We start from the raw sequence: 19,085 nt of genomic DNA on the forward strand, positions 1-19,085 counted from the left end.
TTCGATTTAAGCGTGGGGTCACTGGATGCGTTCGATACGCAACGGGAATTGCCCTGGGACATGCAGCGCCTCGTAGCCGTCGTCGAAGCGTCCGAGGCGCACCAGCCCCGGATGCTTGTAGTCGGCGTAGAACATCGCGAGATTGCCCCAGGGCACGTAGTAGCAGAGGTCGTACGGCCGCTCGTTGGTGAACGGGCCGTGGCCTTCCACGCTCAGTTTGCGCGGTAGGTAGGCGATCTTCTCGTTGGATCCGAAGTCGTCGATCGTGAGATCCAGCGGAAGCATGGAAGCGAAGTCGCGCGCCGACGGGTTGTCGTAGAGCGTCGCGGTCATCGTATGCTTCGCGAACGTCAGCCTGATCCTCACGTGGGTCCGCTCCTGATTTTTGGGGTCGCCCTGGCCGAACACGGCGCCGGGGTAGGCTGCGGCTGCAATGGCTGTCGCAAGAAGGCCGCGCCTGGTCGGGTTTCTGAACTGGGTGCTCATGTCGACTTCCTGGTCACACGCCATGCGGTCAGGGATGCCAGCGATGATCCGCAAAGCAGCACCGCGCTGAGCATGAAAGTGGACTGCCAGCCGACGACATCGAACAGGACACCGCCAAGCGACGCTCCGGCCGTGATCGCAAGCTGGATGACGGCCACCTGGAGCCCGCCGCCGGCCTCCGCATCATCGGGAAGAACGAGGCTCAGCCAGGTACCCCAGCCGACTGGCGCGGCCGTTCCCAGAAAGCCCCAGCCGATCAGCGACAAGAACACGGGAAGCTTCATGTCGCCCACAGCGATCATGGCCAGGGCGATGCCGGCCATCAGCAATGGGATGACCATGAGAATGCTGAACATGCGATGGGGCAGGAGCCGCCCGATAACCCACGTGCCGACCGCTCCGGCAAGGCCCATCATCAGAAGAACGAGCGAAAGGGTTTCGATGCCAAGGTTGGTCACGCTCTCCAGGAATGGCCGGAGATAGGTGAAGAGCGCGAACTGTCCCATGAAGAGGAGCAGGATCGCCGCCATGCCCAGTGCGACGGGCGGACGCCCCAGAAGCCGAAAGATGCTTCCTGACGTTCCGTCACGACGGGGCGGGAGGCCGGGCAGGCTGATCCACTGCCAAACGAGCGCGAGCAGTGCCACGGGGACGACGAGGAAGAAGGCGCCGCGCCACCCGATCTGGGAGCCGAGAAGACTTCCCATCGGCGCGGAGATCGTCGCGGCGATCGCGTTGCCTGCGTTGAGCAAGGCGAGGGCCTTCGGCACCTGGTCCTTCGACACGAGACGCATCACGATCGCGGTCGACATCGACCAGAAGCCGCCGATCGAGATGCCGAGCAAGGCGCGGCCCAGCATCAGGACCGGATAGGAAGGTGCGAGGGTGACTGTGATGCCCGACAGCATCAGCAGGCCCGTCAGGGCCAGGACGAGGAAACGGCGGTCCAGCCGGTGGGTGAGCCTGGCGATAAAAAGGCTGGTCAAGACGGCGAAGATGCCAGAGATCGAGATCGCCTGGCCGGCATTGCCTTCCGAAACGCCGAGATCGGCAGCGATCGGCGTTAGCAGGCTGACCGGCATGAACTCCGACGCGATCAGAACGAGCACGCACAAGGTCATGGAGAACACGGCGCCCCAGGCCGAGCGTCTGCTGTCGATGTCGGCGAAGGTGAGCGTCATATGCATCAGTCCCTGTTGGATCGTTTCCAGCGTTGCAGGGAAGATAGTCCTCACGTACTTTGCGGACTATCCGTGCCAATTCGCATGGACTTATCGAATTCCAACATAGGTCAGGGCTGATGCAGCGCGAGGATATGAAGGACCTGCTCTGGTTCATCGAGGTGGCGAAAGAGCAGAGCTTCACCAAAGCTGCCGCGAACCTCGGCACGTCGCAGTCGACTCTCAGCCATGCCATCAAGCAGTTGGAGGCCCGCCTCGGCGTCCGACTTCTGATGAGGACGACCCGCAGTGTCGCCACGACGGAGGCGGGGGAGCGCCTGTTCAGGTCCATTGCTCCACGCTTCCAGGGTATCGAAGCGGACCTGGCGGATCTGGTCGCCTTCCGCGAGAAGCCCTCCGGTACCGTGAGGCTGACCCTGTCCGATCACGCCCTCCAGATGACGGTCTGGCCGAAGCTTTCCCGCGTCCTTCGCCACTATCCGGACGTCAAGGTGGAGCTCTACAGCGACAACGGGATGCGCAACATCGTCGAGGAACGCTTCGATGCCGGAGTTCGACTGGGAGAGAGCGTCGACAAGGACATGATTGCCGTGCGGATCGGACCCGACTGGAGACTTCGCGCCGTCGCCTCGCCGGAATACCTGGCCAGGTATGGATCTCCCAAGACGCCACAGGATCTGGTGGGGCATGTCTGCATCAACACGCGCCAGGCGACATGGGGCGGCTTCTACGCCTGGGAGTTCGAAAAGGATGGACGAGAACTGCGGGTGCGGGTGGACGGCCAGCTCAGCTTCAACTCCTCCATCGCGCAGATCGACGCCGCCTTAAACGGGTACGGAATCGCCTACGTCCCCGAGGATATCGTCGAAGACCATATCGCCGCGGAAAAGCTTTTGCCCGTGCTGGACGATTGGAGCCAGCCCTTCACCGGCTACCACCTCTACTATCCCAGCAGGCGCCATATGTCGCCCGCCATGGCCGTGGTCGTGGAAGCGCTTCGACATCGCGGCGGAGCTTGAATTTCGGCTGTATTTTCCCGCCGCGAACGACCGTGGATGCCACCTTTGTGCCCTGGCTTTGGGTCTCAGTCAAAAGGAGGGGCGAGCGGCAATAATTCCGCTCCGACAACAAGCTCGCTATCAAGCGGCATAGAGTGCGCGACAGCTTCGCGCCCTCATTGTGGTCGTTCCCGCTACCGGTCGCTGTTGCTGCAAAGCCGACTTAACGACGACATCGCGTGCCACCGCGGCCCCGGACGCAAGCCTCTGCTCGCAGCATCATTCTTGTCGAATTCCTTCGGCCCAAGGCATCCCGAACCATACGGCGGAATCGTGTTCTTCGCTCCAACCGATCAATGCGTCAAGCGTTGCATTAACCGATGCACGAGGTGTTCTGTCGCTACGATGTCTTGAATTGCCTCATCGATCATGCTTGCAATATTGCGGACAACATTTTCGAATTCCGGCTCTCCGGCGCATCCGCCAAAAAACACCATCGAGTTGCGGTTCGGTAGCAGCCCTGCCTGATAAAGTAATTGGACGAGACGGCGTCCTACGATTGGGTCATTGCCATGTCGGTCATAGGTACGCTGATAGGCATGCCATAGCGGCGCAAAGCCGGCTGGCTCCGGCCAGAGCCGGAGCGTCTCGTAATCGTCATCCGACAAGATCACCCGCCCACCGGGCCGAACCGCACGGGCCATGTTGCGAACAATCAGCAGCGGGTCGGGCATGTACTCAAGCACGAATCGTGCATGTGCGACGTCGAATTGGCCGAACTCCTCTTCGGATAGTGGTGGATCAACAATGTCGCCCTGCCGCATTTCCAGCAGCGAGGACTCGCCATCGGCGTCCGCCTGTCGAAACGCTTCGGCGATCTGCTCGGGACTGCCAAAATCGATGGCGCTCGCCCGAGCCGCACCCTCCGTGAGCACGAATGAGCTCTTGGCGCGAATCTCTCGCATCATAAATCACCAGGACGGCGCCAGCGTTGGAACGGAAATTATACCCAGTGTACTTTTTGCACTGGATTTCCCTGAGGTTACGACGTTGAATGCATGGCACGCCCCGCGGGAGGTCTGTATGCCAACAAGATGGCAGAAAGAACATGCCGAAGTGTCGTCGAGTTCGTACCCGCCCCAGGAGAGGGTCCAGGATGAACTTCAAAGAATCCTCGACAGTTCTGATTTCAAAGGCACACCCCGGCGCCGCAAGCTGCTGAGATATCTAGTTGAAGAGATGCTTGCGGGCAGGGATCGCGAGCTCAAGGGGTACACGATCGCCACAGTCGTTTTCGGCCGTGACGACGATTTCGACCCCCAGACCGATCCTATCGTGCGCCTCGAAGCGCGTCGGCTGCGGCACGACCTCGACGGTTACTATGCGTCATCCGGACGAGACAATGCGATACGTATCTCCATCCCCAAAGGACAATATGCACCGACCATCGAATGGTCGGAAGAGGACATCGGGCCCACTGGGACAACCGTGTCACTCCAGACCGAGGAAGTCGCCGCTACCGATCCCTCTCCACGTGCACCTTTGGGCTTGCTGGCGCGACCGCGACGGCTGGCATGGGGTGTAGCACTCGTCCTCGCGCTACTTGTTGTCAGTATCTGGTACGCCCATTGGTCGCCCTCTGGACTGGCCCGTCAGGAAGGTAGTCGCGGTCCTGCACTTGCAGTGATGGCGTTTGCGACCGATGGAGGCAACGCCGAGCATGCCGCACTTGGAAGCGGGTTCGCCGATCAAATCATGGCGGAGCTCAGCCGCTTTTCCGGTTATCGCTTGTACTTGCCGCCGGCGACGAACAGCGGGACGATGACCGGTGATCCGATGGAAATCGGTGATCGGCTCGGCTTGACCTACATTGTGGACGGCAGCGTCCATTTTGATCCGGGGGTCGATTCCGTTCGGATCTCGGCGCGCCTGATTGAGGTCGACACGCATCGGATCATGTGGATCGGCACTTTCGAACGGCCCAGGTCAGCGCGCTCGCTTTTCGCAATTCGAGGAGAAATCGCTTCGGCGGTGGCTTCGGCACTTGGGCAACCCTACGGCGTCATCCGGACGGAAGAGAGCAGCCGATTGCTGGATGAAGCCGCGCCGAGCACCTCAAGCTATGAATGCGTTCTGCGCGCCTTCGCTTACCGGCGATCGTTCACCGCAGCCGGGCACAAGGCTGTCATGACCTGCCTCGAGCAGGCCGTTCTCCGAGACCCGAAATATGCTGACGCATGGGCAATGCTTGGTTGGCTGCACATGGACGCAGGGCGCTTTGGCTGGGCAGTCGACGGAGACGCATGGAGGGCCTTCCAGCGTGGACTGTCAACGGTCGCTCACGCCTTGGTGCTGGACGGTAACAATATCACCGCCCTGAAGGCCCAAGCTTCCATCTATCATTACATGGGCAATTATCCGGAGGCCGTAGCCATTCGGGGAAATGATCGAATCGGCGACGTCCGTTCGTAACCATCGGACGATAGGTTTTGAACCGGGAAGCTGCCCTGCCAGATGTTTGCCATGTGACGCGCAGAGTGCGGCGAAATTGCTGACAACTGATGCAACGCCCTGCTACGCCTTGCCGCTCCACCCTGATATCGGCGGTAGAGCAGATACGACGAACTTCTGCCGGGATCGCCAGTCTCAGTCGTCCGCGATATCCCAATCGTCATTGGGGTTGAATGTTTCTATCCCCGCCGCAATGTCTCTGGTCTTTTCACCGAGGTCCGCCTCGTACACGATCCCGTGCCGGTCGACGGCGAAGGTCTTGACACCGCTCACACCATAGTTCACCGGCCATGCGACGAGAGCAAAGCCTGCGATCATGTTGCCGTTGACACGATAGTCATGCGCCCCGCCCGCGATCGCATCTCCCTGGCGCGTCAGGATGCGATAGTGATAGCCATTGAAGCCGTCGCCAGCTTTGGCCGATTGCAGCGCATCCGCATCCGCCAGCGCAGGCCCGGCAGGGCTTTCCTCCCCGTCAAATTGCTCAGCCGGCCAGTATAATCCGTCCTGCGATCCTTCGGAGCTGATGAGCTTCTGCGCGTATTCGAGAACGCCGTCGCCATCATGGTCCGCACGGGCATACAGCTCCTGCGCTTCGACATAGGCATGCAGGGTCGCGATCGTCGAAAGTTCGTTATCGCCGACCCGGCGATTGGCGACCTCTTCCAGGCCGACATAGGTGTCGAAAGCCCATTTGCCGTCAGCACCTTGTGCGATCGGAAACGGAAACGGCCAACGCTCGCCTCCAAGCTCGAGCACCTTTCTGCCGTTGACGTCCTGAACGCCGACATACTCCCTCACGCGGGATTGGATGTCGGTGTAGGCGTCCATTGTGCCGTCGCTCTGCCTGGTTCTGGCGGCGTCTAGCCCCAGGAGAGTGGCCAGCTTGTCGAAGTCCCCTCCCACCACTGTCGACTTGAAGGTCTCGACGGCTTCCTCGACGGTTGCAAACGTCTGCGGCGCCTCGGCGGCAACGTACGCGTTCAAGGATTCGGTACCGGAATCTGTGACCTGCGCAGCCGCGGTCAGTGCCGTGGTGCCGAGCAGGAGGGCGCACAGGGAGGCGGCGATGCCGTTGCGAAGTGCTTTCATCGTGAACATCTCCTTTGCACCTTCCTCAGCGATGGCGACCGCCGCCGTGCCTGACGACTTTATGCCCACCGCCGCCGCGATGCCCGCCACCCATGGAGTGCCGCCCTCGATTGGACGAGAGGTGGGTCTGATGGCGATTTCCCGGATGGCCGAGCACGGAATGGTTCCCGGTGGCATGTCTGTGGGCATGTGCTCCCGGCTTCGGTTGCCTTGCATGGCGCGTCGCGTGCTGGGAGGTGTGCTTCGAACCGATGTGCGTATCGGAAGCGCCTTGTCGGTGGGAAGCCGCAGCCGGCCTTGCGTTGCCCGGCCTGACGTTGCTTTCGCGACCACGAATTCGGTCTGCATCAACCTTGCTCTTCCGGATGTCGCCGACCGATACTTTGGGATGATTGCCAGATATCGTGTCCCCGTGCCCGCGCCGTACGTTCTTTGCGCGCGCGGAGATGTTGTTGTTTCGGTTCGATTTGAAGTCGCTTTTCAACGCATTGTGGTCGATCCTGTTGAATTTGTTCCGGTCAGACTTGATCTTGGATCGGTCGATATTCTTCCAGTCGACGTCGTTGAACTTCAGCTTGTCGCGATCGATATCAATGTTGTTAAAGCAGCCGTCGCAATCGATATCGACGTCGCCTCCGTGCCAGTCGCCTCCCCACACGCCCCAGTCGTCCCAGTCCATCACGGATGCCCATGCGACCCCGGTGACGGCAGCAGCGAAAAAGGGCGCTGTTGGATAATAGTAGTTCGGGTATGGATCGGGATGATAGGCAACTGGCGCAGGGGGATAGCCTGGCTCGTAGAGCATCTGCGGCTCGTACTGCGGAACGTATATCTTGTCCGGGTTCTTGGATTGAATGACGACATTGTCGCCCTCGTTCACGACAGTGATCTTGTCGTCGCTCTTGATGACGTTGTCCGCCACGGCCTTGTCGCGCAAGGTTTGAACGGCGATCAGCACGTCCTTTTGCTGGAAGGACAGCGCACTGCCGAGCGCCTGGGTCCATTCTAGGTCGCCGCTCATCATCTTGACGATCTGGGGATAATTCAGCAGCGAGATCACGCTGCCATCCCAGCTCTCCTTCGGCTTCAGGTCCTTCTCTGATTTTGATTGCTGAAGGAACCGATCTGCTTCCACGATCTGTAGGGGAAACAGCGAGGCAGACGAGATCACCGCCACGAGTTCATCAGGATAAAGCGCGATCCGTGCCACGAGCACTTCGAGTTCTTCCTCCGTGAGCAGGTCGGGCGGGCTCTCGCTGCCATCGACGGCAGGTTGGCTCTGAGAGCTGTCTTGCGCGCTGGCATTGGAAACCGGAAGCGGGCTACTCGTAAGAAGGAGTGTGACGATCAACGAACCGACTGTGCGGCCGACGAGACTGAAGGCAATGGTCACTGTCAGATGCTCCCGGGGTAAAAATACGAATAGAAACGAACGGTGAGGGCACTGCGAACGCGGCATTTGCGGCTACTGCGGATACACCTTGTTCCAGTCGTTCTTCATGCTGACGATGTTCCAGCCGCGTTTCGGGCCCTCCGTCAGACCTCTATCAAGCTTCCCAAAGTGTGAGTTGCGGTCGTAGGCGTATTCTCTTTCGGCGTCGTCATGATGGACGATCAGGCCGAAGGTCCGCCCCGGTCCCGACGTCGTCCATTCCAGCATCTGGAAGTCGCCGTCCGAATTCCCGAAGGCAGCGATCGGGCGTCGGCCGATGTGGCCATAGATCCCTATCGGCTTGCCCGGGCCATCGTCGATGAAGTCGACTTCCGGCAGGCGGACGATGGAGGGCTTACCGTCCTTGTCTTCGTACCGCGACACTGGGCATCAGGTCGCCAATGATGCCAAAACGATATCCGGCACGACTGGGAAATCGAGGAATTAAGGGGTTTTCGGGAGAATTGGCTGGGGAACCTGGATTCGAACCAAGATTAACGGAGTCAGAGTCCGCCGTTCTACCATTGAACTATTCCCCAACAAGAGGCGCTGCGAAGCGGCGTCCCGTCGGTGTGCGGGGCTTATAACCAAAAGGTCGGAAGTTGCAAATAGGTTTCTGTCGATTTTTTCGATTTATGTGGATCAATGGCAAATGGGTGTTTGGCCAAGGTCCCTCCGTGCAGCCGATGCCGGAAGAGCCTTCAGACCGGACGTTCTGGAGCCCCGTATTGTGCGGGACCGGGAGCGGTGGCTGCCGGTTGTGCCGACGGTTGTCGAATGCCTGTCGAACGTTGTCGAACAAAAGCAATTGTCGAAAACGACGGTCGCTGGTAAGGTCGCGGCAACGAAAAATCGAGAAAGCGCCTGCTGCAGCCGGAAACGGAGTTGCGCGGCGCGATAGGCAGACACGTGAGCGACCCCGAACACGGCGCAAAGCCGTCCGTATCCGGGGGGCAGGGCACGGGCGGACCGGCAAGACCCAAGCGGTCTCGCCGCCGCAAGGGAAAGGACAAGCGGGCCACGGCTCCGTCGTCCGCCTCCCTTGGACCGAGCAACGAATCCGGCCGCAACGGCCCGGAGACGCGCCCCCAGAAGACCGCGCAGGCACAGCCTGTCGACCAGGATGGCGAAGCTGTCCGCAAGCGCAAGCGCCGCCGTCGCGGCAAGGGCGGCAATGCGAAGCCGCAACCTCATTCCGTCGAAGGCGATCGCGATTCCGCCGACGCTTCCGTGCGCGCGGGACACGCGGGAGACCGGCACGCGGGGGCCGGGCAGGGGGCAGCCGGCCGCAGGAAGGCGCACCAACAGCGCGGGCTGCAGGGCCGCCCGTTGCGGCCTGCCGAAAAGCCGCCGGCGTTCGTTGCCCCGCCGCCCAAGGCGGCTCCGGCCGTCAACGGACCGCAGGCCGGCAGGTCGGCCGCCGGTCGCGAGGCGGCAAATGCCGGGGCTGCGCGCAGCGAATTTCAGTTCAACGACGCGCCGCTCTATGCTGCCCTCGATCTCGGCACCAACAATTGCCGGCTGCTGATCGCCCAGCCGACCCGCCCGGGCCAGTTCCGCGTCGTCGATGCCTTTTCCCGCATCGTGCGGCTCGGCGAGGGGCTTGCGGCGAGCGGCCGCCTTTCGGACGAGGCGATGGATCGCTCGATCGAGGCGCTCAGGATCTGCGCTGCGAAGTTGCGCAACCGCGATATCCGCCGCAGCCGGCTGATCGCCACCGAGGCATGTCGGCGGGCGGAGAACGGCGAGGCTTTTCTGGCCCGTGTCAAGGCGGAGACGGGGCTGGAGCTGGAGATCATCAACCGCGAGACAGAGGCGCGGCTGGCCGTTTCCGGCTGCTCCTCGCTGGTTGGCCGCGAGGCGAAGTCGGTCGTTCTGTTCGACATCGGCGGCGGCTCGTCCGAGATCGCGGTGATCCGCATCGGCGAGAACCGCTCCAACCGGCTGGCGAACCACATCACCCACTGGACGTCACTGCCGGTCGGCGTCGTGACGCTGTCGGAGCGGCATGGCGGCCGCGACGTGACGCCGGAGAGCTTTGCCGGCATGGTCCGGGAGGTCGAATCCATGCTCGCGGGGTTTGACTGCCCCTCGCATGCGCACCTCGAGGCGCCGGAGGACTTCCACCTGATCGGGACGTCGGGAACGGTGACGACGCTTGCCGGCGTCTATCTCGACCTGCCGCGCTACGACCGCCGCCAGGTCGATGGCGTCTGGCTCATGGACGCGGAAGTCAGCGCCATGCAGGCACGGCTGCTTTCCTGGGATTTCTCCACCCGTGCCGCCAATCCCTGCATCGGCCCGGACCGGGCCGACCTGGTGCTTGCCGGCTGCGCCATTCTGGAAGCGATCCGGAACCGCTGGCCCTCGACGCGCATGCGCGTCGCCGACCGCGGCCTGCGCGAGGGCCTCCTGACGGAAATGATGGCCGACGACGGCGTGTGGCGGCGCGGCCGCAGCCGCCGGCAGAACCGCAGCGGCTTCCGCCACCCGTTCCGGCCCGAAGGACTTGAGACATGACGAAGCCCCCAGCCGGCGGAAGCCGCACCGGAAGAAAACTCGGCCAGAAGGTGAAGAAGGGCAAGCTGAAGGCGTCGTCGCGGCGCTGGATCGAGCGCCACATCAACGATCCCTATGTGCAGCGCGCCCGCCTCGAGGGTTATCGCGCACGCGCCGCCTTCAAGCTTCTCGAGATCGACGAGAAGCACAAGATCCTCGATGGCGCCCGGCGCATCATCGACCTTGGCGCCGCACCCGGCAGCTGGTCGCAGATCGCCGCCAAGGTGACCAACTCGACGGATGCCGACCCGCGGGTGGCGGCGATCGACTTTCTGGAGATGGATCCCTTGCCTGGGGTGCGGATCCTGCAGATGGATTTCCTCGATTCGCAGGCGCCGGAAAAGCTGAAGGAAGCGGTGGGCGGCACGCCGAACCTGGTGATCTCGGATATGGCGGCGCCGACGACGGGTCATCGCCAGACCGATCACATCCGCACCATGCACCTGTGCGAGGTGGCGGCCCACTTCGCCATCGAGGTGCTGGCCGAAGGCGGCCATTTCCTGGCCAAGACCTTCCAGGGCGGCACGGAGCGCGACCTCCTGAACCTGCTGAAGCAGAATTTCAAGCAGGTCATCCACGTCAAGCCGGGTGCCTCGCGCGCTGAATCGGTCGAGATGTTCCTGCTCGCCAAGGGGTTCAAAGGGCGCAAGGCTGTGTCCGCTGACGGTGTCACCGAAGAGACAACCGACGAGGCAACCGGCGAAGCCGCCGGTCTGGAGGCGTGATGCTTCTTTACGTGACCGTCGGCACGAACGACCTGGAGCGCGCCGGCCGCTTCTATGACGCGGTACTGCCGCTCATCGGCTATCGCCGGCAGAAGCAGGCGGATGGCGAGATCGGCTATGCGGCGGACGGAGACGTGCGCTGCCGCTTCTGGGTGGTAGAGCCCTTCAACCGCAAGCCGGCGACGTTCGGCAACGGCGCCACGGTGGCCTTCGATGCGCCGAGCCGTGCGGCCGTCGATGCCTTTCACGCGGCAGCTATCGCCAATGGCGGTACCGACGAGGGGGCGCCGGGAATAAGGCCGTTCCATCCCCATTTCTACGCCGCCTTCGTCCGTGATCTCGACGGCAACAAGCTGTCCGCGGTCTGCGAACGGCCGGAATAGCCACAGGCTCCGGCAGCGACAGGGCCGATAGCGCCTATTTGACGGCGGTGACTTCCTCGTTCTTCTGTATCAGCCGGTGTCCCGATACCGAGGCGCCGGCGCTCTTGGCCATGGTCAGGAAGGGCACGACCGCCGCAAGTGTCAGCACCGAAATGATGATGAAGGCGAGGTGGAAGTCCTCAAGGCTCAGCTGCGTGCCGGAAATCGTCGTCTCGATCTCCAGAATGGTGCCGGCGATGGCGACGCCCAGCGCCAGGCTCATCTGTTGCAGCACCGCACTCATCGAGGTCGCCTTGCTGGCATCGCTGTCGGCGATGTCGGCGAAGGACAGCGCGTTTACGCCGGTGAAGAAGAACGAGCGGACGAAGCCGGCGGCAAGCAGAATGAGCGAGATGATCCACACCGGCGTCTGGGGCGTGAACAGCGCATTGACGGCGGTGAAGACCGCGCCGCTGAGGCTGGCGATGATCAGCGTGGTGCGGAAGCCGGCAAGCGAAAGCACGCGCTTGGCGATGAACTTCGTCGTGATCGCGCCGATCGCACCGGTGAAGGTGATCATGCCCGACTGGAAGGGCGAAAGACCAAAGCCGACCTGCAGCATCAGCGGCATGAGGAAGGGGATGGCGCCGATCGAGATGCGAAACAGCGTCCCGCCGATGGCAGCCGCCCTGAAGGCGCTGTCGCCGAAGAGCTTCAGGTCGAGCAGCGGCGAGGGATGCCTTTTCGCGTGCCGCACGTAGAGCCAGCCGGCCAGAAGCCCTGATAGCGTCGACACCACGCCGACGGCGGGCGGCAGGGCGGGCAGGCTGATGACGGAAAGGCCGAACATCGTGCCGCCTGCGGCGATCGCCCCGAGCACGAACCCTTTGAGGTCCAGCGGCCCGGGTGGCGCGGAGTGGATGTCGGGCAGATAGATTCCCGACAGCACATAGCCGAGGATGCCGACCGGAACGTTGATCAGGAAGATCCAGTGCCAGGTGAAATAGGTGGTGATGAAGCCGCCGAGCGGCGGGCCTGCGAGTGGTCCGACAAGGGCGGGTATCGTCAGCATGGCCATGGCAGATACGAGTTCGCTGCGCGAGGTGCTGCGCACGAGCACGAGGCGGGCCACCGGCGTCATCATCGCCCCGCCCATGCCCTGGATGAAGCGGGCGACGACGAAAAAGATGAGGCCGTCGGCAACCGCGCAGAGGATCGAGCCGATAATGAAGACGAGGATCGCCAGCCGGAAGACGCGCTTGGCGCCGAACCGGTCCGCCATCCAGCCGGAAAGCGGGATGAAGATGGCAAGCGACACCATGTAGGCCGTCAGCGCCAGTTTCAGCGTGATCGGCCCGACATTGAGGTCGTGGGCGATCGCCGGCAACGACGTGGCGATCACGGTGGAATCCATCTGCTCCATGAAGAGCGCGACGGCAAGGATCAGGGGAACGATGCGATTCATGGCGATGAACGTGGACGGGCCGGCGGGAACGCCGGAGGACTGGATTGTGAACGGGCAACGCCCGGTTTCGTTCCGGCCTGCCGCTTGTGCGCCTCCCGTCGGGATCTGTCAAATCCGCCAGCGGTGCGTGTTCTCACAAACCCGTGATGCGAAAGGTTGCATTCGTGACCGCCTTTCGGCCTGCAGCCATGCAATGTTCGCGAGCCGTCGGCGCGTTGTTGGCGCCGCGACCACAGTTCTGTGTTCACTCTTGCGGGAGGTGCCGTGACCATGAATATTTCACGCAGGTCCTTGTTCTATACGGCCGGCATTGGCACGCTGGCAGCACCCTTCATCATGAACGGCAGCATTGTACGCGCTGCTTCGGAGACCAAGACCGACATGACCATTTCGCCAGTCGAGGCCCGCAGCTTCAAGCTCGGCGGGTTCCGCGTCACCGCGGTGCGCGACGGCATGCGCGCTTCCGGCGTGCCGAACGAGACGTTCGGCACGAACCAGTCGGCCGATACCGTCGGCGCTTTGCTGACCGAGAACTTCCTGCCTGCCGACAGCTTCGTCAACAGTTTCACGCCGACCATCGTCGACACCGGCTCGCAGCTCGTCCTGTTCGACACCGGGATGGGCGAGGGCGGCCGTGAGAACGGCCTCGGCCGCCTTGCCGAAGGCCTGCGCGCGGTCGGCTACGCACCGGAGCAGGTAACCGTGGTGGTGCTGACGCATATGCACGGCGACCACATCGGCGGCCTGATGGAGCAGGGAAAGCCTGCCTTTCCGAACGCGCGCTACGTGACCGGCCGGACGGAATACGATTTCTGGGTCAGCGCCGATCGTGTCGGCACCGGCGCCGAGCAGGGGCACAAAGGCGTGCTCGCCAAGGTCAAGCCGCTTGCCGACAAGATCACCTTCATCGAGGACGGCGGCGAGGTGGTGCCCGGCATCACCGGCATGAACGCCTTCGGCCATTCGCCGGGGCACATGATCTACCGCATCGAATCGGACGGCAAGGTCCTGATGCTCACGGCGGATACCGCCAACCACTTCGTGCTGTCGCTGCAGCGGCCGGACTGGGAGGTGCGGTTCGACATGGACAAGGCAGCGGCGGCTGCGACCCGCAAGAGAGTGTTCGACATGGTCGCCACCGACAGGTTGGCCTTCATGGGATATCACATGCCGTTTCCGGCAGTCGGGTTCGTTGAAAAGGCGGGCGAGGGCTACCGCTTCGTGCCGATGACCTACCAGTTCGACATCTGACCGGTCGAAAGACGGGAGAAAGAGAAACGGCGCCAGCTTGCCCGGGAGCGATCCCGGGCGTTTTTGCTATTTCCAATCCGTCATGAACGTGTTACGAGCCCTCGCCAACTTCCAAGACTTATCTTGCAAGCGACCAGGTGGACCGTTCCCAAGAGGTCCCTTGGACCGCAGCCCTTTACACCGAAGGAAATTGGCCATGGCGCGCATCATAGAAACCGCAACCGGACTGGAAGCACTGACGTTCGATGACGTCCTGCTGCAGCCCGGCCACTCCGAGGTCATGCCGGGGCAGACCAACATCGCCACCCGCATCGCCAGGGATTTCGAACTCAATCTGCCGATCCTGTCGTCCGCCATGGACACCGTCACCGAGGCCCGGCTGGCGATCGCCATGGCCCAGGCCGGCGGCCTTGGCGTCATTCATCGCAACCTCACCCCGGCCGAACAGGCCGAGGAAGTCCGCCAGGTCAAGAAATTCGAGAGCGGCATGGTCGTCAATCCGGTGACGATCGGCCCCGACGCAACGCTGGCCGAGGCGCTGGCGCTGATGAAGGCGCATGGCATCTCCGGTATTCCGGTCGTCGAGAACGGCAAGAGCGGTGTTGCCGGCCGCCTCGTCGGCATCCTGACAAACCGCGACGTGCGCTTCGCTTCGGATCCGAAGCAGAAGATCTACGAACTGATGACGCGGGAAAACCTTATCACCGTGAAGGAAAGCGTCGATCAGCAGGAAGCCAAGCGGCTGCTCCACAAGCACCGCATCGAGAAGCTGCTGGTGATCGACGGTGACGCCCGCTGCGTCGGCCTGATCACGGTGAAGGACATCGAGAAGTCCCAGCTCAATCCCAACGCTTCCAAGGATGCGCAGGGGCGCCTGCGCGCCGCCGCCGCAATCTCCGTCGGTGACGACGGCTTCGAGCGCGCCGAGCGGCTGATCGACGCGGGCGTCGACCTGCTCGTCGTCGATACCGCGCACGGCCATTCCCAGCGCGTCCTCGACGCCGTCAGCCGCGTGAAGAAGCTTTCCAACTCGGTGCGCATCATGGCCGGCAACGTCGCCACCGCCGACGGCACCAGGGCATTGATCGATGCGGGCGCGGACGCGGTCAAGGTCGGCATCGGCCCGGGCTCCATCTGCACCACGCGCATCGTCGCGGGCGTCGGCGTGCCGCAGCTCGCCGCCATCATGTCGGCAGTCGAGGCCGGGCAGCAGGCCGACGTTCCGGTGATCGCCGACGGCGGCATCAAGTTCTCCGGCGATCTGGCCAAGGCGATCGCAGCCGGCGCCTCGGCCGTCATGGTGGGCTCGCTGCTCGCCGGCACCGACGAAAGCCCGGGCGAAGTGTTCCTCTACCAGGGCCGCTCCTTCAAGGCCTATCGCGGCATGGGTTCCGTCGGCGCGATGGCGCGCGGCTCCGCCGACCGCTATTTCCAGGCCGAGGTGCGCGACACGCTGAAGCTCGTGCCGGAAGGCATCGAGGGCCAGGTGCCTTACAAGGGCCCGGTCTCCGGCGTCCTGCACCAGCTCGCCGGCGGCCTCAAGGCGTCGATGGGCTATGTCGGCGGCGCCGACATCAAGCAGTTCCAGGAGCGCGCCACCTTCGTGCGTATCTCCGGTGCGGGCCTGCGCGAAAGCCACGCCCACGACGTGACGATCACGCGCGAAAGCCCGAACTATCCGGGTGGAGCCGGCTGACCGCCAGGTCCAGCCCCTGAACGCCAGACCTTTCGCACGGCGGCCGTCGATCCGAGCGACGGCCGCCGTCGCATATCTGCGACAGTCATAGCTTCCGCTTGACCTCGGTCAACTTCCCATCGCCCGACATTGCCCATAGTGTTCACAGGTCCGCCGGAAGCATCGGCGGCGCCACCGGCACGCGGACGACACCCTGTCGATCCGCTGCGCCGAACGACAGGGCCTGCACGCCGCATGCGTCGGGCGGGCGCTTAAGGGAGCAGAGCCATGGCAAGCAAGATGAAGGCCGCCGTCGTGCGGGAGTTCGGCAAACCGCTGGTGATCGAGGAGCTCGACATCCCCGAACCCGGCCCGGACCAGATCCTCGTCAAGTACGAGGCGACGGGGGTCTGCCACACCGACCTGCATGCGGCCAACGGCGACTGGCCGGTAAAGCCGAACCCGCCCTTCACTCCAGGCCACGAAGGCGTCGGCTACGTCGCGAGGATCGGCTCCAAGGTCAACTCCAGGCTCATCAAGGAAGGTGATCGCGTCGGCGTGCCGTGGCTGCACACGGCCTGCCGCTGCTGCGGCTATTGCAACACCGGTTGGGAGACGCTTTGCGCTGAGCAGCAGAACACGGGCTATTCCGTCAACGGCACCTTTGCCCAGTACGGACTCGCCGATCCCGCCTTCGTCGGCCGTCTGCCGGCCAATCTCGAATTCGGCCCCGCCGCGCCCGTGCTTTGCGCCGGTGTCACGGTCTACAAGGGGTTGAAGGAAACCGAGGTCAGGCCGGGCGAGTGGGTCGTCATTTCCGGCATCGGGGGGTTGGGGCACATGGCCGTGCAATATGCCAAGGCCATGGGCATGAACGTCGTTGCCTCCGACATCTTCGAGGACAAGCTGGCGCTCGCCAAGAACCTCGGCGCGGATCTCGTCGTCGATGCGCGCAAGGCCGATGCGATCGAGACGGTGCAGAAGGAAACCGGCGGGGCGCATGGCGCGCTGGTGACGGCCGTCTCGCCCAAGGCGATGGAACAGGCCTATGGTTTCCTCCGCTCGAAGGGAACGATGGCGTTGGTCGGCCTGCCGCCGGGCTTCATCTCCCTGCCGGTCTTCGACACGGTGCTGAAGCGCATCACCGTGCGCGGATCGATCGTCGGGACCCGTCAGGACCTCGAGGAAGCACTGCAGTTTGCCGGCGACGGCAAGGTCGCCTCGCATTTCTCCTGGGACAGCATCGAGAACATCAACGACATCTTCGAGCGCATGAAGCAGGGCAAGATCGATGGCCGCATCGTGCTGGACCTGAACGCCTGATGACGTGATGACATGCGGGCCACGCCGGCGCTTGGTCGGCGTGGCCGAAGATCACGCAACCGTGAGGATGCCCGGCTGGCATTCGCCTCTCCGTCGCCTATCATCGATCGTTGGTGTTGGCGCGCCGGCAGGGCGCGTGCGGAGATCACGGGAGAAGCCACCATGGAACGGATGCCGAAGATCACCCAGGCGATGATCGACGCCTATGACGAGTATACTCACCTCTCGCTCGACCGCCGTCGCTTCATGGAACGGCTGACGGCGCTTGCAGGATCGGCAGCCGGCGCTGCTGCCATCGCGCCGCTTCTGGCCGCCAACAGCGCCAGCGCGCAGATCGTCGCCGAAAGCGATTCGCGGCTCACGACCGAAGAGGTCAGCTGGGCGGCGCCCAAGGGGCAGATGAAGGGTTACATCGCCCGGCTGAAGGATGCGCCCGGACCGCTCGGCGGCGTGATCGTCATCCACGAGAACCGCGGCCTCAATTCGCATATCCGCGATGTCGCCCGCCGCCTGGCGCTGGATGGCTTCGTCGCACTCGCCCCCGATTTTCTGTCGTTGGAAGGTGGAACGCCGGAAGACGAGGACAAGGCGCGCGAGATGTTCGGCAAGCTCGATCGCGCCGTCACCGTCGAAAATGCGGTTGCCACCGTCGCCTATCTCTCCGAACTCGACTGGGTCAACGGCAAGGTCGGCGCGATCGGCTTCTGCTGGGGCGGAGGGCTGGTCAACCAGCTGGCCGTCGCCGATCCCAACTTGAAGGCCGGTGTCGCCTATTACGGCGCCCAGCCGCCGGTAGAGGACGTACCGAAGATCAAGGCTGCCGTTATGCTGCACTATGCCGGCCTCGACGAGCGCATCAACGCGGGCATCGATGCCTACAAAAAGGCGCTGGACGACAGCGGCAAGCCCTATGAGCTCTTCGTCTACGAGGGCGTCAACCATGCCTTCAACAACGACACCTCCGCCGCCCGTTACGACAAGGCCGCGGCCGAGCTCGCCTGGCAGCGCACGGTGGCGTTTCTGAAGAAGAACCTGGGATAGTTCACTGGCCAAGGGTAAGCCGCGGCGTGGAAGTGATGGATCATCGCAGCAGCCCGATGCGATGATCCCCTCAAGAGAACGTTGCGGCAGCTTGCTCTCCCACGCAGGCGCACACCGCTTCGGCGATGGCATCGGTTTCTTCCGCCTGCAGGATCCCCCGCCGCCAGGCCAGCCCGATCTCTCGGGCGGGCTGCGGGTCGGCGAAAGGGACGATGCGGATGGGGTTGCGCAGCGTCTCGGTCGGCACCGCGATCTCCGGGATCAGCGTCATGCCCATGTCGTGCGACACCATCTGGAGCAGCGTTGCCATCGAGGTCGCGCCGAAATTGACGAGGCTGCGTTTGCCCGCCGTTCCGCAGACCGCAAGCGCCTGGTCGCGCAGGCAGTGCCCTTCCTCGAGAAGCAGTAGCCGGTCGACGTCGACGTCGGACTCGGAGAGCGGCGACATCAGCACTTCGCTGTCGTTCTCCGCCATCGCCATGAAGAAGCGGTCGCGGAAGAGCGGACGCGTCGCGATCACCTCGCTCTCGATCGGCAGTGCCACGATCACGAGGTCGAGCCGACCCTCGGAGAGATCGGCGATGAGGCGGTCGGTCACCGCCTCGCGCAGTTCGATCTGGATCGCCGGATAGGCGGTGCGCAGATGCGGCACGAGACGCGGCACGAGATAGGGCGCCACCGTCGGGATGATCCCGAGCCGCATTAGCCCACCCAGCAGACCGTCGCTGCGCCGGGTCGTCTGCTCCAGCCGGTCCAGTTCGGCCAGGATGGAGCGCACATGCGTCAACACCTCCTCGCCCTTGCGGGTCAGAAGCGTGTTGCCGCGCCCGCGCTCGACAAGCTTGACGCCGAGATTGGCCTCCATTTCGAGGATCTGCGCCGAGAGTGCGGGCTGGCTGACATGGGCAAGCTCTGCCGCCCGTCCGAAGTGCAGGGTGGAGGCGAGCGCATCGAAGTAGCGCATTTGACGAACGGTAATCATGA

Annotated in this window: 15 protein-coding genes, 1 tRNA gene and 2 pseudogenes; 8 read left to right on the top strand and 10 right to left on the bottom strand. The window is 63.3% G+C overall.

Translation table 11 applies throughout. The features are described from left to right. Positions 1–18 precede the first annotated feature (18 nt). Positions 19–486, bottom strand: coding sequence for a cyclophilin-like fold protein (locus tag CRO48_RS00370; RefSeq protein WP_097135337.1), 468 nt, complete (start codon positions 484–486; stop codon positions 19–21). Continuing rightward, positions 483–1,667, bottom strand: a complete 1,185-nt coding sequence (locus CRO48_RS00375; RefSeq protein WP_097136029.1) for an MFS transporter — start codon at positions 1,665–1,667, stop codon at positions 483–485. Before CRO48_RS00375 ends, CRO48_RS00370 begins: the two co-directional genes overlap by 4 nt. Positions 1,668–1,786: 119 nt before the next feature. On the opposite strand from CRO48_RS00375, the gene CRO48_RS00380 reads away from it, so the two are divergent. After that, positions 1,787–2,686 carry a LysR family transcriptional regulator gene (locus CRO48_RS00380; protein ID WP_097135339.1) on the top strand — a complete coding sequence of 300 codons (900 nt, stop codon included), beginning with the start codon at positions 1,787–1,789 and terminating at the stop codon, positions 2,684–2,686. A 332-nt stretch (positions 2,687–3,018) separates the two neighbouring features. Here the strand turns inward: CRO48_RS00380 and CRO48_RS00385 are convergent, their stop codons facing one another. From CRO48_RS00385 to CRO48_RS00410, 6 genes and pseudogenes are all read right to left on the bottom strand, one after another. Beyond that, complete coding sequence (locus tag CRO48_RS00385) at positions 3,019–3,630, bottom strand: class I SAM-dependent methyltransferase (protein WP_176526604.1); 612 nt, start codon at positions 3,628–3,630, stop codon at positions 3,019–3,021. Between the two features lie 1,456 nt (positions 3,631–5,086). Continuing rightward, positions 5,087–5,196, bottom strand: a pseudogene (locus tag CRO48_RS32745) (formylglycine-generating enzyme family protein); the annotation flags it as partial. A 115-nt stretch (positions 5,197–5,311) separates the two neighbouring features. Continuing rightward, positions 5,312–6,268: a DUF2950 family protein gene (locus tag CRO48_RS00395; RefSeq protein WP_176526606.1), complete on the bottom strand. Its 957-nt coding sequence runs from the start codon at positions 6,266–6,268 to the stop codon at positions 5,312–5,314. Positions 6,269–6,293: 25 nt separating this feature from the next. Further along, the gene (locus CRO48_RS00400) at positions 6,294–7,661 is read right to left on the bottom strand and encodes a DUF3300 domain-containing protein (protein ID WP_245423369.1); all 1,368 of its coding nucleotides are present in this window, start codon (positions 7,659–7,661) and stop codon (positions 6,294–6,296) included. A gap of 72 nt (positions 7,662–7,733) precedes the next feature. Then, a pseudogene (locus CRO48_RS00405) lies at positions 7,734–8,081 on the bottom strand (haloacid dehalogenase-like hydrolase); the annotation flags it as partial. Positions 8,082–8,165: 84 nt separating this feature from the next. After that, positions 8,166–8,239, bottom strand: a tRNA-Gln gene (locus CRO48_RS00410). Between the two features lie 370 nt (positions 8,240–8,609). Between CRO48_RS00410 and CRO48_RS00415 the strand changes: the two genes are divergently transcribed. The 3 genes from CRO48_RS00415 to CRO48_RS00425 are packed head-to-tail and all read left to right on the top strand — an operon-like array spanning position 8,610 to position 11,367. After that, a complete protein-coding gene (locus CRO48_RS00415; protein ID WP_097135344.1) occupies positions 8,610–10,220 on the top strand; it encodes a Ppx/GppA phosphatase family protein in 1,611 nt (536 codons plus the stop codon). Beyond that, positions 10,217–10,984, top strand: coding sequence for an RlmE family RNA methyltransferase (locus tag CRO48_RS00420; protein WP_097135346.1), 768 nt, complete (start codon positions 10,217–10,219; stop codon positions 10,982–10,984). The genes CRO48_RS00415 and CRO48_RS00420 overlap by 4 nt, the downstream gene beginning before the upstream one ends. Next, a complete protein-coding gene (locus tag CRO48_RS00425) occupies positions 10,984–11,367 on the top strand; it encodes a VOC family protein (RefSeq protein ID WP_097135348.1) in 384 nt (127 codons plus the stop codon). The genes CRO48_RS00420 and CRO48_RS00425 overlap by 1 nt, the downstream gene beginning before the upstream one ends. 34 nt (positions 11,368–11,401) lie before the next feature. Here CRO48_RS00425 and CRO48_RS00430 read toward each other — a convergent pair whose 3' ends face one another. After that, on the bottom strand, positions 11,402–12,811 hold the full coding sequence (locus CRO48_RS00430; protein WP_097135350.1) for an MFS transporter: 1,410 nt from the start codon (positions 12,809–12,811) through the stop codon (positions 11,402–11,404). Between the two features lie 264 nt (positions 12,812–13,075). On the opposite strand from CRO48_RS00430, the gene CRO48_RS00435 reads away from it, so the two are divergent. The 4 genes from CRO48_RS00435 to CRO48_RS00450 all read left to right on the top strand — a co-directional run bounded on the left by CRO48_RS00435 (position 13,076) and on the right by CRO48_RS00450 (position 18,101). Beyond that, entirely contained in the window at positions 13,076–14,062 is a 987-nt protein-coding gene (locus CRO48_RS00435) for an MBL fold metallo-hydrolase (protein ID WP_176526607.1), read from the top strand. 196 nt (positions 14,063–14,258) lie between these two features. Next, complete coding sequence (gene guaB / locus CRO48_RS00440; RefSeq protein ID WP_097135355.1) at positions 14,259–15,758, top strand: IMP dehydrogenase; 1,500 nt, start codon at positions 14,259–14,261, stop codon at positions 15,756–15,758. Between the two features lie 267 nt (positions 15,759–16,025). Beyond that, positions 16,026–17,060 (top strand): alcohol dehydrogenase AdhP, encoded by a 1,035-nt coding sequence (gene adhP / locus CRO48_RS00445; protein ID WP_097135358.1) that lies wholly within the window; start codon positions 16,026–16,028, stop codon positions 17,058–17,060. A 162-nt stretch (positions 17,061–17,222) separates the two neighbouring features. Further along, entirely contained in the window at positions 17,223–18,101 is an 879-nt protein-coding gene (locus CRO48_RS00450; protein ID WP_097135360.1) for a dienelactone hydrolase family protein, read from the top strand. A 70-nt stretch (positions 18,102–18,171) separates the two neighbouring features. Here CRO48_RS00450 and CRO48_RS00455 read toward each other — a convergent pair whose 3' ends face one another. Further along, positions 18,172–19,083: a hydrogen peroxide-inducible genes activator gene (locus CRO48_RS00455; protein ID WP_097135362.1), complete on the bottom strand. Its 912-nt coding sequence runs from the start codon at positions 19,081–19,083 to the stop codon at positions 18,172–18,174. Positions 19,084–19,085 lie beyond the last annotated feature (2 nt).

The organism is Rhizobium subbaraonis (assembly GCF_900220975.1).
Lineage (GTDB): Bacteria > Pseudomonadota > Alphaproteobacteria > Rhizobiales > Rhizobiaceae > Mycoplana > Mycoplana subbaraonis.

Excerpts from the sequence above, each read along its gene's own strand:
- CRO48_RS00395 (WP_176526606.1), bottom strand. The coding sequence starts at position 6,268 with ATGAAAGCACTTCGCAACGGCATCGCCGCCTCCCTGTGCGCCCTCCTG.
- CRO48_RS00455 (WP_097135362.1), bottom strand. The coding sequence starts at position 19,083 with ATGATTACCGTTCGTCAAATGCGCTACTTCGATGCGCTCGCCTCCACC.
- CRO48_RS00370 (WP_097135337.1), bottom strand. The coding sequence starts at position 486 with ATGAGCACCCAGTTCAGAAACCCGACCAGGCGCGGCCTTCTTGCGACA.
- CRO48_RS00430 (WP_097135350.1), bottom strand. The coding sequence starts at position 12,811 with ATGAATCGCATCGTTCCCCTGATCCTTGCCGTCGCGCTCTTCATGGAG.
- CRO48_RS00420 (WP_097135346.1), top strand. The coding sequence starts at position 10,217 with ATGACGAAGCCCCCAGCCGGCGGAAGCCGCACCGGAAGAAAACTCGGC.
- CRO48_RS00425 (WP_097135348.1), top strand. The coding sequence starts at position 10,984 with ATGCTTCTTTACGTGACCGTCGGCACGAACGACCTGGAGCGCGCCGGC.
- CRO48_RS00375 (WP_097136029.1), bottom strand. The coding sequence starts at position 1,667 with ATGACGCTCACCTTCGCCGACATCGACAGCAGACGCTCGGCCTGGGGC.
- guaB (WP_097135355.1), top strand. The coding sequence starts at position 14,259 with ATGGCGCGCATCATAGAAACCGCAACCGGACTGGAAGCACTGACGTTC.
- CRO48_RS00450 (WP_097135360.1), top strand. The coding sequence starts at position 17,223 with ATGGAACGGATGCCGAAGATCACCCAGGCGATGATCGACGCCTATGAC.
- adhP (WP_097135358.1), top strand. The coding sequence starts at position 16,026 with ATGGCAAGCAAGATGAAGGCCGCCGTCGTGCGGGAGTTCGGCAAACCG.
- CRO48_RS00385 (WP_176526604.1), bottom strand. The coding sequence starts at position 3,630 with ATGCGAGAGATTCGCGCCAAGAGCTCATTCGTGCTCACGGAGGGTGCG.
- CRO48_RS00380 (WP_097135339.1), top strand. The coding sequence starts at position 1,787 with ATGCAGCGCGAGGATATGAAGGACCTGCTCTGGTTCATCGAGGTGGCG.